General features: G+C 67.1%; 11 protein-coding genes and 4 pseudogenes. 6 read left to right on the plus strand and 9 right to left on the minus strand.

The features are described from left to right. The first annotated feature begins 4 nt into the window (after positions 1–4). Positions 5–1267, plus strand: coding sequence for a DUF7224 domain-containing protein (locus NRK68_RS34690; protein ID WP_257858160.1), 1263 nt, complete (start codon positions 5–7; stop codon positions 1265–1267). Next, positions 1264–1869 (plus strand): hypothetical protein, encoded by a 606-nt coding sequence (locus tag NRK68_RS34695; RefSeq protein WP_257858161.1) that lies wholly within the window; start codon positions 1264–1266, stop codon positions 1867–1869. The genes NRK68_RS34690 and NRK68_RS34695 overlap by 4 nt, the downstream gene beginning before the upstream one ends. A 1181-nt stretch (positions 1870–3050) precedes the next feature. On the opposite strand, the pseudogene NRK68_RS34700 reads toward NRK68_RS34695, so the two are convergent. The 5 genes and pseudogenes from NRK68_RS34700 to NRK68_RS34720 all read right to left on the minus strand — a co-directional run. Next, a pseudogene (locus NRK68_RS34700) lies at positions 3051–3274 on the minus strand (DUF6009 family protein); the annotation flags it as partial. Positions 3275–3368: 94 nt separating this feature from the next. Further along, positions 3369–3726: pseudogene (locus NRK68_RS34705) on the minus strand (site-specific integrase); the annotation flags it as partial. A 166-nt stretch (positions 3727–3892) separates the two neighbouring features. Then, positions 3893–4309: a hypothetical protein gene (locus tag NRK68_RS34710; protein WP_257858162.1), complete on the minus strand. Its 417-nt coding sequence runs from the start codon at positions 4307–4309 to the stop codon at positions 3893–3895. 51 nt (positions 4310–4360) lie between these two features. Next, on the minus strand, positions 4361–5059 hold the full coding sequence (locus NRK68_RS34715; RefSeq protein ID WP_257858163.1) for a hypothetical protein: 699 nt from the start codon (positions 5057–5059) through the stop codon (positions 4361–4363). Positions 5060–6019: 960 nt separating this feature from the next. After that, entirely contained in the window at positions 6020–6370 is a 351-nt protein-coding gene (locus NRK68_RS34720) for a hypothetical protein (RefSeq protein ID WP_373024696.1), read from the minus strand. 387 nt (positions 6371–6757) lie between these two features. Between NRK68_RS34720 and NRK68_RS34725 the strand changes: the two genes are divergently transcribed. The 4 genes and pseudogenes from NRK68_RS34725 to NRK68_RS34740 all read left to right on the plus strand — a co-directional run. Continuing rightward, entirely contained in the window at positions 6758–7006 is a 249-nt protein-coding gene (locus tag NRK68_RS34725; RefSeq protein ID WP_257858164.1) for a hypothetical protein, read from the plus strand. A gap of 80 nt (positions 7007–7086) precedes the next feature. Then, complete coding sequence (locus NRK68_RS34730) at positions 7087–7614, plus strand: DUF2199 domain-containing protein (protein ID WP_257858165.1); 528 nt, start codon at positions 7087–7089, stop codon at positions 7612–7614. Then, entirely contained in the window at positions 7611–8276 is a 666-nt protein-coding gene (locus NRK68_RS34735; RefSeq protein WP_257858166.1) for a hypothetical protein, read from the plus strand. The genes NRK68_RS34730 and NRK68_RS34735 overlap by 4 nt, the downstream gene beginning before the upstream one ends. 268 nt (positions 8277–8544) lie before the next feature. After that, positions 8545–8729, plus strand: a pseudogene (locus NRK68_RS34740) (IS5 family transposase); the annotation flags it as partial. Between the two features lie 10 nt (positions 8730–8739). Here NRK68_RS34740 and NRK68_RS34745 read toward each other — a convergent pair. The 4 genes and pseudogenes from NRK68_RS34745 to NRK68_RS34760 form a co-directional block, all read right to left on the minus strand. Then, positions 8740–9198 (minus strand): annotated as a pseudogene (locus tag NRK68_RS34745) (alpha/beta fold hydrolase). A 484-nt stretch (positions 9199–9682) separates the two neighbouring features. Further along, entirely contained in the window at positions 9683–10210 is a 528-nt protein-coding gene (locus NRK68_RS34750) for a restriction endonuclease (RefSeq protein WP_257858167.1), read from the minus strand. Between the two features lie 190 nt (positions 10211–10400). Then, positions 10401–11522 carry a ParB/RepB/Spo0J family partition protein gene (locus NRK68_RS34755; RefSeq protein WP_257858168.1) on the minus strand — a complete coding sequence of 374 codons (1122 nt, stop codon included), beginning with the start codon at positions 11520–11522 and terminating at the stop codon, positions 10401–10403. Continuing rightward, a complete protein-coding gene (locus NRK68_RS34760) occupies positions 11519–12703 on the minus strand; it encodes a ParA family protein (RefSeq protein WP_257858169.1) in 1185 nt (394 codons plus the stop codon). The genes NRK68_RS34755 and NRK68_RS34760 overlap by 4 nt, the downstream gene beginning before the upstream one ends.

A 12703-nucleotide genomic window follows, 5' to 3' on the forward strand; every position in this document is an offset into this window, starting at 1 on the left:
AGCGATGCTGACCCGCACTCTCGTACGATCGTCCTCCGCGACGGTCATGTTCTTCCTGCTCGCCGCGTTCGTGGCCTTCCTGCTCAACGACACGCTGACCAGCTTCGTGACCCGCGGCTACGGCCCCTCGGCCTTGGGCAAGGCGTCCATGGCGCTGCCGTTCGCGGCCGCGGCATGCGCGGGGAGTGCCGCGTGGGAAGCCGCCCGTCTCAAGCGCGGCCGGATCTTCGACCAGGCCCCTGTACGCAGCCGGCTGGGCGTTGCCCTACCTGTCCTCGTTCCGGTCTGGCTCATGGGCGTCGGCGGCATGGCAGTGGCACTGGCCATCTCCTCCACCGCCGTCGGCGCGGCCCCGTCCCCTTCGCATCTGGGCATGCTTGGCGCACAGGGGCTGCTGCTGGCAGCCAACACCCTCGCCGGATACCTTCTGGGCTCCTACCTGCCTGGCCTGGCCGCTGCGCCCCTCGGCCTCGTCGCTGGCTTCTTCCTCATGGCCTTCCCCGCCTCCTGGGAAAGCTCGTGGCCTCGCCAGCTCGTCGCCGGCGGCTTCGGAAGCTGCTGCTCAGTCGGGACCGTCATCAGCCCGCGGGCCGTCGGTGTGGCAGTGCTCTTCGCAACGGCAGTGTGTGCCGCTGCCCTGGCCGTCATCCACCGCGCGACGCGGGGCACGGCTGCGCTCGCGCTGGCCCTGGTCGCCGGCGCCGTTGCCGTCGCCATACCGGTGGCCAAGCCCCTCGGCTACGACCCGGTCGTCGTCCGAGATGCCTCCGATCTGGTCTGCGACACACGGCAACAACCTCAGATCTGCCTCTGGCCCGAGACCGCCGATCACAACAAGGTCGTACAGCAGACCCGTACCTACGCAGCCCGCATGATCGAGGCCGGATTGCCCGTCCCTGCCACCCTCACTCAGAACCGCAGGCCCAAGCCCGGGGAGACCACCCTCGGCATCAACGAGGTCCCACGCCTTGAAGACCTCGCAGCCAACATGGCGAACGCCGTCCTGCCCCCGCTTCCGGAGTGTGCCCGCACCACGGGCAAGTTCGCCGCCTACCCCGCTCGTGGACCCCTGGTGGCCTGGATCACGGCCGTCGCGACCCAGTCCCCGCCCCAGCCGGGCCGGTTCAGGCCCGATGAGGCTGCCCTCGCCCAGAAGGTGCTGCAACAGCCTCGCGATGCGCAGCTGGCTTGGTACGAAGCCAACCGCCAGGCCCTGACCACCTGCGATCAGCCGCCACGTCTCGACCCGACGGGGCCAGCCCGGTGATCTGGTGGCTCCGCTCACGCGCCGCGGCGGTACTGATCGTCAGCACCCTGTTGACAGCCCTTGCCAGCCTCGTCATCGGCAACGTCGAGCTCCCCATACCCGTTCTGGCCGGCCAGGCAGGAAAGTTCCTCCTGGCCGACCTGATCACGGTCCTTCCCGCAGTGCTGTGGATCAACGGAACCGGCCGCGCCACCACATCGACCGAGATCACCGCCGTGCGTCCGGTGCACCGCTGGGACACCGCCCTCGCCATCGGACTCGCCACAGCGGCCCTCGCCATCACCGGCCTCGCGCACGTCCTGGGCTTCACCGGCATCGCGGTCGCGGTCGGCCGCAACACTGCCGTCTACCTGGGCATCGCCCTGCTGCTCAACCCGATCGTCGGCCACCGCATCACAGCACCCCTCACCGCGGTGTTTCCACTCGTCTGCGCCGCCGCCGGATGGCGCGCCGGCGGCGGCGCCGAACCATGGGCCCTCATCTTGCACCGCCCGAACTCAGGCCCGGCGCTCGCTGCCGGTGCCGCCCTCCTGGCCGCAGGATGTGCCCTCAGCTACGTGAAACCACCCGCAACAGGTCCGGTTCGGTTCCGACGCGGCTGACCGCTCCGTACCGGTACCCCCGCCCAATCGAATGCCAGGCGGGGGCGGAATCAGTCGTTTACGTCCCCGCCTGGCATTCGCCCGGAGGCAGTGCAGAGGCGCCCATCGCGCTCCACCTCCGGCACGGCGCGCTCCAGCTGCGCCACGGGCACAAAGTGTGAGGACATCCCGATGCTGCCCCCGGACGGATCTGCCCTCAGCTCAGAAGCGGCTGCTCACGAAGTGGGCGGTGTACCGGCCATCGCCTTCTCGTACCAGGCCCAGAAGTCGATCAGGCTGCCATGGTCTGCCTCAAGTTGAGGCACGATCTTCGAGTCGTGGCCTGGCAAGAACTTTCCGCCAGCGGGAACGCCCCCGCACCGGCAGCCACACGGGCGGCTCTCGTTCGTCGTCATGGCCAGCATCCTCCCGCGTGACTATCCGGTCGCGCCACTGGCCAGCATCATGCACCCCGCCCTACCGCTCGTACGGGGCGGCGGACCGCTTGCGGGTCAGCGCGCGGAGCACGCCTGGTCCTTGTGTCGTGCGGGTACAGGGCGCGCAGGTCGGCGCTCGCTGGCTGGCCGGATGGGGGTAGCCACCGAGCGCCGCCTGGACCATCTCCTCGTCCAGGCCAGGTCGATGGGGTTGCCGACGGACATAGGCGAGGTGGCGGCGGGCTTCGGCGAGGAGGTGGTGGTGCTTGCACCCGCCGCGCATCCCGGACACCACGGCGGCGACGTTGACCGACGCCAGCGCTATGTCGACGGCTGGGCGCGCCCGCGCCCATGTCGCCGCGGCGGCTGCTCGGGCGCGCTCCGCCAGCCGGCGACTATGTCGGCTCCGTACGCCCGGGCCACCGAATCCCGCCAAGCGGCGCGAAGCTCGGAGGACGAGCGCAGCTCTGCGCGCTTGGGCGAGCGTGTCTGTTTGGCGGCCTGGCAGGCCAGCCTGTAGGCGGCCCGCTCCCCCGGCTGGTGCCTCTGCTGCTGCTCGTACGTGGCGCTGAGCACGGGCAGCTCGTCCTTACGGGCTTCTCTCAGTGCTTCAGAGGGTCGTTCTTCGTGCTTCGGTCGCTCGGAAGAACCTGCATTTCAGAGCCCCATAGTGGGAGATTCAGCGACTGAAGCGACCGAACACTAGACATCGGTTCTCGATTTCCGAGTCCAGCTCAATGCTAGACGTCGACTGCCTGCACAGGCCCAGAAGACGCGGCGGCGGAAGGTTCCACTGGAGCGGGAGGGTTTCGCTTGGGGTCCCAGTGCGCGTACCCGACCAGGCGTCCGTCTCGGTGGTAGGCGGGTTTGCCGCGGCGGGTGGGGAGTCGGTCCAGGGATTGGCGGACGTAGTCGAGTGCGGTGACGTCTTCGAGCCAGACGAGGCCGACTTCGTGGTGGATCTCGTCGTCGGAGATGAGCGAACTCATGCGTTCTCCTCCTCTGCGAGCAGTCCGATGCCGGGGTAGTACTTTTTCGAGCTGGACAAGATCATTTCTTTGGGTGAGGCGAGGCCTACGAGCTCTCGTCCGGGTCCCAGCCCGTGCCCGGCCCTCGCACAGTGTGCTCGTCCAGCAGTGCGCGGCCCTGCCCGTAGGAACGGCGGCCATGCCCGGTGTCCGGGCAGATGTCGCGCGAGCTGAACCACCTTTCCGCGACCGAGACGGCGGTGGGTCACGAACACGGGCCCGCGAGTGCGGCCCCTGAGCAGCCGGGGCAGCAGTCGGGCGGTCCCGGCGTCCCAGGACACCGCCTTCAACAGGTAGTCCTTGCGGGGCGCCACGGCGGCGGCCTTCAGCTGAGCACCCTTCTCCCTCACCGGGCAGCGGCGGCCAGCCAAGGGCAGGTCCTCGATATTGATGTCCAAGACCTCCGCACGTCTCGTAGGCATGCACGACCGTCCTGTGCGAACTCAGCCCAGGCTCCCGTCGCCGCGTAGTCCGGCTGCTCGAAACAGGGAGGCGGCGGATATACTCAAGCCACCGTTTGTTACTCAGGCAAAGAGGGCCCCGCCACGAAGGTGGCGGGGCCCTCTTTTCTGGCCGAGTTCAGGCGACCTGCAGCTTCGGCCGGCCGGTAGGGGCCGGCGGCGTTTGGTGGTAGGTCGGTAGCTTCAGATTCGCAAGATCCCCGGCCTGGATCCGGACGAGTGCGTCCCTGAACGCGGCCTCCATGGCCTCGTGAGTCTCGTACTTGGCTGCGAGAGGGTGGAGGCGGTAGGAATTGCCGTTCCGCTCCTCGCTACGCGGGCGCAGCACGATGTTCAAGGCACAGAGAGGCGCCATGAGTCCGCTGACGGCCTGCGGCGTGACGCCGTATTCCGTCGCCATGTCCCTCTGGCGTACAGGGAGTGCCCCTCCGAAGTCACTTCGGTAGAGGAGGTACTGGAGGAACTTGACGGCCGACCCGGACAGGGGCAGGGCCCAGATGCGCTCCGCGACGATCGGAGACATGACGTTAGCCATGGGGTTGCCTTCCTCGTGTTCGGTTGCCGAGAGTCGGACCTTGTAGCGCTATCACCCGGTTCGTTTCCTTCCCCGTACCCTCGTATCGGCTCCGAAGTCGAGGTCGAGTTCCTCCTGGTGGGCGCCTTCGGGCCCTACTGCATAGGGGAAAGCCTCGGGACTGCGGTCGTGCCGTTCAGCGATCTCTGCGAGGACCTCGTGCTGTGCGGTGCTGTTTCCGTGGAACCACAGACGTACGTTGATCTGGATCCGGCCGTTGCCGGCCTTCTCCACCCAGTTGTAGCCGCAAAGTGCCTGGACTGCGCGATTCACGGTGGAACGTGTGATCATCTTGCCGCCCTTCTGCGCGGCAACCTTGTTCAGTCCGTCGGTGATCTCCTGCTGTGTGTACTGCGCGATTCCGGTACCAGGTACTTGGCCGCCAGCCACGAACAGGAAGACGCACAGCTGCGACTTGGTGATGCTGTTGGCAACAGCGAGCTGGGCGAGGAGCTGGGTGAACCAGTTGCTCGCGAGGCTGTAGCCGGCGCCGCCCGCCATGTCGTGGACGGCTCGGGGATCCGCTGCGTACTCGAAGTGGACGCCCTTGAGCCGACGGCGGCCGCTGGGATCGGCGGCCTGGGCCACCTTTTCCCCGAGCTGCTGGCCGAGCACGGCCAGGATGTCTCCGAACTCGGCTTCGTTTCCTGCTGCTTCGGGTACAGGCCGGGGCCCGCGCGTTCGACGACGGGCGGGCGGATCAGTTGTCACAGGACCTCCCTCGTTACTCAGGCAGCCTGAGACTATCCAAAAATCCACGCCTGGTTGTCTTTTGGCTCATCGGCGCGCCGCTGAGATCTGCAGGCGCGCCCGCGCACGACTGGAAGCCCTAAAGTCCACGCATGCTGAAGTTTCTGCGTCTCCGCGCAGCATAAGTCCACGACTCGTTGACTTTACGTGTCGCAATGAGGACACATCTCCATCACGAGCGACAGGCGCAATCCGCCCTACCCATGCTTGACGGCAACGCTCTGACCTGCGGTGATCCGAGGCGGCGCCGCGAGGCTAGAAAGTACACGCCTCCTGGACTTTCTAGCCAAATGTGCTCTGCAGGTTCACATTTCAGATCTCTGACTGTGCTGTAGGCAGCACACTGGGAGGCCCATCGTTGCAGGTCACAGGCTTGGGAAAGCTCCGGCCTCTTCTACAAAGAACCACCGGCCCTCGTACTTGCTGTCCAGCAGGTACGACTGACGCACGCCCAATGGGCACACCGGTCTGACAGTGACGACGTGTCGTTCAGGGGCACAGGGGTGACAAAGCTGGACCAGTGGGACAGCTACTGGGGGCACGGTCAGCCGCGTTTTCGAGGCAGCCGATCTGCGGTCGGCATCCGCTGTTGATGTTCCTTGGTGCTGGGTGCCCAGCCTGTCGCTGCACGATAGCCCGCTCGAACCCGCACCACCGAAAGTCAGCCACCGTGTTCGGAACGCCGAACTCTCAGGGTCAGTGGTCACCCGCACCTCCCCCAGCATCAGCCAAGCCTCTGCCTTCCCAAGCGAGTCCGGCCCGCGGTCGCCAGTGAAGGCTGGCTGACCCGGCGGGGCACCGCAAGCCCGCCAGGGCTGAGGAGCTACCGACCCTTGCGCGTCAGCATGAAGAAAGGCAAGAGCTGCTTGAGTTTTAGGGCGAGATGATGGATCAGGCAGTCAACCCAGCATGGGACACCTGCTACGTACCCTCGGGATCGGCGGCATTGGCGCGCATGGCGACTGCCGCGTCAAGCAAGGGCCAACCGTCGATCTCCACCGGCCGCCGCTCCTTTGGCCTCCACCCGTGAATCAACGCGACTTCGAGTAGGGCTCGAACTGCACCGGGTTCATGAAGGTTCAGGTCCGAACCGGAGATGAAACCCACGTCGCCGGAGCCGGAGTACCCCCCGCCCGGAACGTACCGTCCAGGCCCCTCTGGAAAGACGATGCGCAGCGAGCCACCGGTGCCGGCAGGCTGAGGGGTCAGGGTGAGGATCTGGCGGCACCCCACGCCGCGGCCGGTTTCGTCTTTGCGGTGGGCGTGACGCATCGTCCACATGTATATGCGTCCGTCGGCGACCAGTCGGCGGGGCTTTTTTGAATGGCGAGGCACGCAACCAAGGGTACGGAGTCCGACACACAGGCCCCTAAGTGCAATTGAGAGGCGGGTCCGGGAGGGGCATCAGGAGACCACTTTTTGCACATTAGGAACTTAGCGAGCAAAACCGACGCTCTCCAAGGGTGTCCCAACCGCCGACCGCAACAGCCCCTGTGTGATCAGGCCTTCCCTGTACCGGCAGGCGCTCAGAGAGCCGTACAGCCGTTTTCTCCGCGGGGGTGGCCGCTTTAAAATGGCCCAACTGGGTGAGTTCACCCGAGTGTGACTGAGCTTTTCAGTTGGCCCATGAGCGGTCGAGTTGGCCCGTGAGCGTCTGGGGTGGCCCGCAGGGTAGCGGTCGCCGCTCTCACCTACGGGGTTTCCGCAGCGGCTTTGAGCGAGGTCCTCGACATCCGCGACCGCGGTGACCGAACTGCCATGGCCGTCTACCAGCCCAAGTACGACATCCTCGCCGAGGGCAGCCTGGACGGCTGGCAGGAGACCGACTCCGCAGCCGAGATTACGTCGGCCGAGTTCGAACGCGTCTGGGCACCAGCACGCGAGGCCATCACGAACTGGCCCGCCTGAGCTCTAGGCGCTGCGCAGCAAGGCCGGCCAGCATGTGGGTGCCGACAGGTTGCACCGAAGCCGAGCACTAGGCTCCCGTCATGACCACTGATCTCGGATTCGCCTGCTCGTGCTGCGGCGCGCACCACCCTGAGCTGCCCATGAACTACACGGCCGAGGCCCCAGCTGTCTGGGATCCGACCTTCGCTGACGCCGACGACTGCCTGCTCTCGTCAGACCAGTGCGTGATCCAGGCGCAGCACTACTTCGTCAAAGGCCTGATCGAGATACCGGTGATCGGTAGCGACGAGGTGTTCTCCTGGGGTGCCTGGGTGTCTCTCAGCCGCGAGAACTTCTCCCGCGCGGCGGACGTGTGGGACACGCCAGGCCGGGAGTCCGAGAAACCTTACTTCGGCTGGCTCACAACCGACCTGCCGGTCTACTCGCCCACAACCCTCAACCTCAAGACCAACGTCCACACCCGCCCGATCGGCCAGCGCCCCTTCATCGAGCTCGAACCTACCGACCATCCTCTCGCCGTTGAGCAGCGCACGGGGATCACCCAGGACCGCGTACGGGAGATCGCCGCGGCAGTGCTGCACCCCTCCCGTGGCAGGAGGCAGCAGTGACGGGAGACGCACGAGTGCCGCTGACCCCTCGGGTGCCAGAAGGCCTGAGCCGCCGAGCCCGATATTTCGTCGAGGGGCATGGGCTGCGGGTTCCCCGCCGCGACCTCACGCTCTGTCGGGAGGTATGGCTCAAAGAAGGGATACCGGCTGCCGAGATCGACCGGGCCGTGGCCTTCCAAGAGTGCTGGGGCGGCATCGCTCTGCCCCCGGCCCCCGCATACGAGGGTGGCCCGCGCGTTCTGGAAGCCGATGTTCCCGAAGGCTCGGCCGCGGACGGATGGCGGTTCCCGGCCGGCGGCTGTCGCGTCTCCATGGCTCACGGATTCATGATCGGGCCGGGAGGAGAGTTCGGGATCGACGCTGCCCACTGGACCCCGCTCCACGCCAGCACAGAGGGATGGGTGGAAGCCCTGGCGCTGGCCCACCACGCGGGCTACTGGGCCAAGACCATCACGAAGATCAAAGGCAGTGCCGTCGATGAGCTGGACCTTGGCGGATTCGAGCCGGTACCTGAAGTCCAGGGCCTCGCTGACACCTGGTGGCGAGGCAAGGATTCGCTGATCGCCGTCTACCGCGGCGAAGCCTCAGGCTTTGACGCCCCCCACTGCCTGAGGGCCCATATCTACGGCGGACTCGATGCATGGGGCCTCAACGGCAGTTAACACGCGGATGACCAAGACTCTCCGGCCCGGCGCCGTCAGCTGAGCAGCTACCTGGCCGAAGGGGCCAACTGAAGTACCAAGTCACACGAGGCGAGCATCTCTTTGCTCCCCTCCCGTCGAGGCAGGCACGGAACACATTCCACGCGCGTGGCCGAGCCGGCGTCACACCGCCTCGTGTCACATGACCCGGCCCGATCCCCTCCTCACTGCGCTGAGCTGGGAGCTACTCGTCGAGCACGCACACCAACTGGCTCGGGACATCGACCCTCAGAAGCTCGGCTCCCGGGGTGGCCGGCCACCACGCTTCGACCCGGTCGACTACCGCGAGCGTCACGCGGTCGAGTGCGGGACCAACCGCCTAAGAGTCACCGTACCGTCGCCACCAGGTACGACAGGCTCGCGGTCCGATACGAGGCGACGGTCCTGATCGCAGTGATCAACGAGTGGTTGTGACGTCCTGGTTTCACCGGGGCGCGACGCCGGTGGGGAGGAGTTCTCGCAGGAGTTCCACGATGAGGTCAGGCTGCCCCACGAACGGCGGGTGGCCTGTCTGCCATTCGCGTAGGTCGGTGCGGCGCGAGGCCATGGTCCGCTGGAGGCCAGGGTCGATGGCCTGGTCCTGTGCGCAGATGACGTAGGTGGAGGGAGTTTTCTTCCAGCTGTGCTGGGGGGCTCATCGTCCACAGCCCGGGGCTTGAGTACGCAGCAGGCCGACCGCCCGCGCGGCGAGGGGTTCAGGGCAGTCGCCGTAGAGGGTGTCGTTGGCAGGCCGGGGTGCAGGGTGGTCGAGCCATCCAGCTCAGCGACGATGGCGTCCTTGAGCTGTTGGGACGCGCCGCCCAGCGTAGGAGTGGCCGAGGACGACCGGAGGCTCGAGCAACGCGTCGATGACGGCCTGGACGGCGGCGGTGTCAGCAGCCACGCAGCCGTGCTGATGCTCCGAGCCAACGCCGCGGCGGGCCCGGCCGTGCTGAGCACCGGCCTGCGGCGGGTGCTCACCTGCTACGACCTCACCGGGCACCGGTTCCACGAGCTCGGCCCTGCTGACTGTCCCGGCTGGACGCAGTCGGAGCCCAGGTCCTTGGCGTCCTCCCCGCCGCCCGCCGCGAACTCGCCCCACCAGGCGACCGCTGCCGAGGGCGAACTCCGCTGGGGAGCGCAGGGCCGGCCGAGGCGGCCGCGGCCTCGCTCGCGGTTGCCCTGGCTGTCTAGGGGGCCAAGGAGGTACGCCCGATGCCTCGCTTCCGGACAGATGACCGCCGGTCTCTCCCCGACGCCGACCCGGCAGGTGACCGAAGCACTGAATGACCGCCCGGCACCATCTGCCCCGCCCCCGCGGCCCCGTCGTTGCAGGCTCAGAAGCGGCCGGAGGGCATCGACGCCCGACCGCTGAGCGCCAGAAAAGCTCAGTCGCCCGGGGCCAATTTCCGGTTGGTGCCGGTCCGGCCGATGTCCAGGTCGAGAAGCGTCGACAGGGCTGTTCCGCTGTTCCAGAAGCCGAGCAGGTCGACGTCGACGAGGACCAGGGCGTGACGGGCTGCGAATGCTCGGGCCTGTTTGGTGAACTTGCACGAAGTGACGAAGAGCGGGATGTCCGCTCCGTGTTCGCTGCGGGCGGTGCCGTTGGACTTCTGGAGGTCCGGGCTGCCGACGGTGCGGTGCTTCGCGTAGCGCTGGCACTGCACCACGAGCTTGCGGCCGTCCGGCAACCGGCCGATTACGTCGGCGCCCAAGTCCTTTGCCGCACCCACACGGCGGACCTCTGTACAGCCGTCCCGGCGGCACAGGCCCGCGACGTACTCTTCGAACTCCATAGGGCTCATGGCCCATACCGCTTCCAGCGACCGCTGCGCCTGGATCCGCGCCTGCTCCGCGAGCCGAACCTTCTCCGCAGCGGCCTCACGGCGCCCCGCGCGTACCAGCGTCCCGGTCATACCCCCTGCTGGCAGGACCGCTAAAACCACCAACAGCACCGTTCCCGTTCCCGTTCCCATCTTGCCCCTCGCTGAGGCCCGTGCTTCCCCGTTCCACACCGCCCCCTACGCTGTGTAGATTCACCCAAAAAGAGAGGCCGGGCCCGCTACCGGGTCCGGCCTCCGCAGGGAATCCCCCTGCTCTGGGCGTTCAGAGCACGCGCAGGTCTGCCGCTACCGCTGCCAAAATCGCGGCGAGCTGGAGGCGTCCCTCCTTGGGGAGACCCCGGGCGAAGTCAGCGACCAGTGCCTCCTTGTTACCGCTGCGCTCGATGTAGCGGTGCAGGAAACGAGTTCGCTGCTCATCATTCAAAGCTGCGATAGCGAGGTCCATGACCGCGTTTCCGTCATGCCACGGCAGTGGAGGAAGCTGTGCAGAGAGGCCGTGCTCGGCTGTAACCGCGTCATCGGTCGGGCGGGCCTCAGCGCTCCGCTCGTCGGACTGAGTGGTGATGGCGGCGATATGGGCCGGCTCCGGTTCACCACTGGCAGCGTGCGGGGTGCTAACGGCGTTAGCACCCCGCAGGGTCTGCTTACGACGTTTCGCGTCAGCCCGCTTCGCGAGTGCTTCCTGTGCCGCACTCTGCTGCTGCTGTGCGGGCAGCTGGCCGATGTTGCGCGCGATCTCGACCGGGAGCCTTCGATCTTCGACGGCGTCCTGGAGCTCCGGGGTGAGCTTGAGGAGGGCGATGCGCTGGGTGACCCAGGGGCTGGACTTACCCAGCGCGCGGGCAACTGCGCGTTGGGAGCCATGGACGTGGACCAGGCGCTGGAGGGCTTTCGCCTCCTCGAGGGGGTCGAGGTTCTCGTGTTGGACGGCCGCTGTGAGCGCTGTCTCCAGGAGGGTGTCGGCGTCCTGGGCGAGGGAGTCGTCGACGTGGATGGGGAGGTCGTCCAGGCCGGCGAGGTTGGATGCGGCCAGTCGACGGTTGCCATCGACCACGACGTACGTGGCTTGGCCGATCCGGTCCTCGTGGCCGGGGTGGGCTGCGAGGAATGCCTGCCGTGTAACGACTGCGAGGGGCTGGATGACGCCTCGAGAGGTGAGGCTGTCGGCGAGGTCATCGACCGACTTGAGTTCCTCGCGCGGGTTGTAGGGGTTGTGGGCCAGGGCGTCCAGCGGTACGCGGAGTGTCCCGGTCGGCGCGGCGGTCGGATCGGGGGCGGGGCCGTCCTGCCCGGCGAAGCGTGCGAAGGAGGCCGCACGGCTGCTCATCGGCTGTGCCACGGCGTTGAACGTGGGGGAGTCCCCCAGCATGTCCGCCTTACTCATGCGGTCTTCACTCCTCGCGCGATCTGCCGCATCCGGTGGGCCTGCTCGCAGTCGGGCGCGTAGTCCAGCAGCGGGCGCTGCTTTCGGACGGCCTCGCGCTGCTCCTTGACGTCGGGGACCACAGCCAGGACCGGGGGAGAACCGAGCGACTTCCACTTCTCGAGGGACGAGGTCGCGATGTAGCCGCGCCGGCTGTCGAACTTGTTGACGACGAGTCCGAGCTGCTCGATGGCGAGGTCGTAGTCACGGGAGAGGGAGTCGATCTGCTGGATCAGCATCCCGTAAGCCTGTGCTGAGGTGTCCTCTGCTTCTACGGGAATGACGAGACCGGATGAGCCTGGCTTCTCGTCGTCGCGCTGGCGGCCGTAGTTGAGGGCCGCGTCCATGGCGAGTCCAAGACTGGGCGGTGAGTCCACGACGATGACGTCGAAGTGCTCCTCGAGCGGGGCAAGCGCCCGCTCGAGGGTGGCCTCGCGTGGACCGCGGAACATGGTGAGCCCTGAGTCGAGGAGGAACGCGTCGAACGCGGCGGGCAGGATCCGCAGGCGTCCGCCGAACCGGTCACCGCTTATGACAACAGTCAGGTCGAGAAGCGGCTGCTTGGCTTGCTCACGGTGGAGCATGTGCGTGATGAGGCTTTCCTCGCCCGCTGGAATGGCGGTGAGGCCGAGCTGATGGGTGAGGTGTCCCTGCGGGTCGTAGTCGACGAGAAGGACTCTCAAGCCACCGACCGCGGCATCGGCGGCCGCACCGACAACGGACGGATCTTCGGCGAAGGCCTGGGCGAGGCCTGCGGATACGGCGGTCTTGCCGACGCCGCCCTTCTGGTTGCAGACGACGATTCTGCGGGTGGTCCGCTGTACGCCGGCGGGGTTGTCGGCGAGCCAGAGAACCACGGACTGCGCCAGCCCCTGGATGTAGGAGACGCCGCGTTCGCGGCAGTCGACCTTGAAGTCCTCGTACAGGCCTTCGGGGAGGTAGGTGCCGAACGAGTCCGCTCCGGCGGTGTTGACGGTGGGGAGGTCGTCACTGCAGTTCCGCCACGCCTGAATGCCGTTCGTAACGGCGTCCTGCATGTCGATCTGGAGCTGCGCTGCACGAACCTTGAGTGCTTGCTGGAGGTGGGCGGGCAGCTTGGACACGAGCTTCTCCCGCTCACCTCCCGAGTTGGGAGATGACAT

The organism is Streptomyces yangpuensis (assembly GCF_024666385.1).
GTDB classification, from domain to species: domain Bacteria; phylum Actinomycetota; class Actinomycetes; order Streptomycetales; family Streptomycetaceae; genus Streptomyces; species Streptomyces yangpuensis.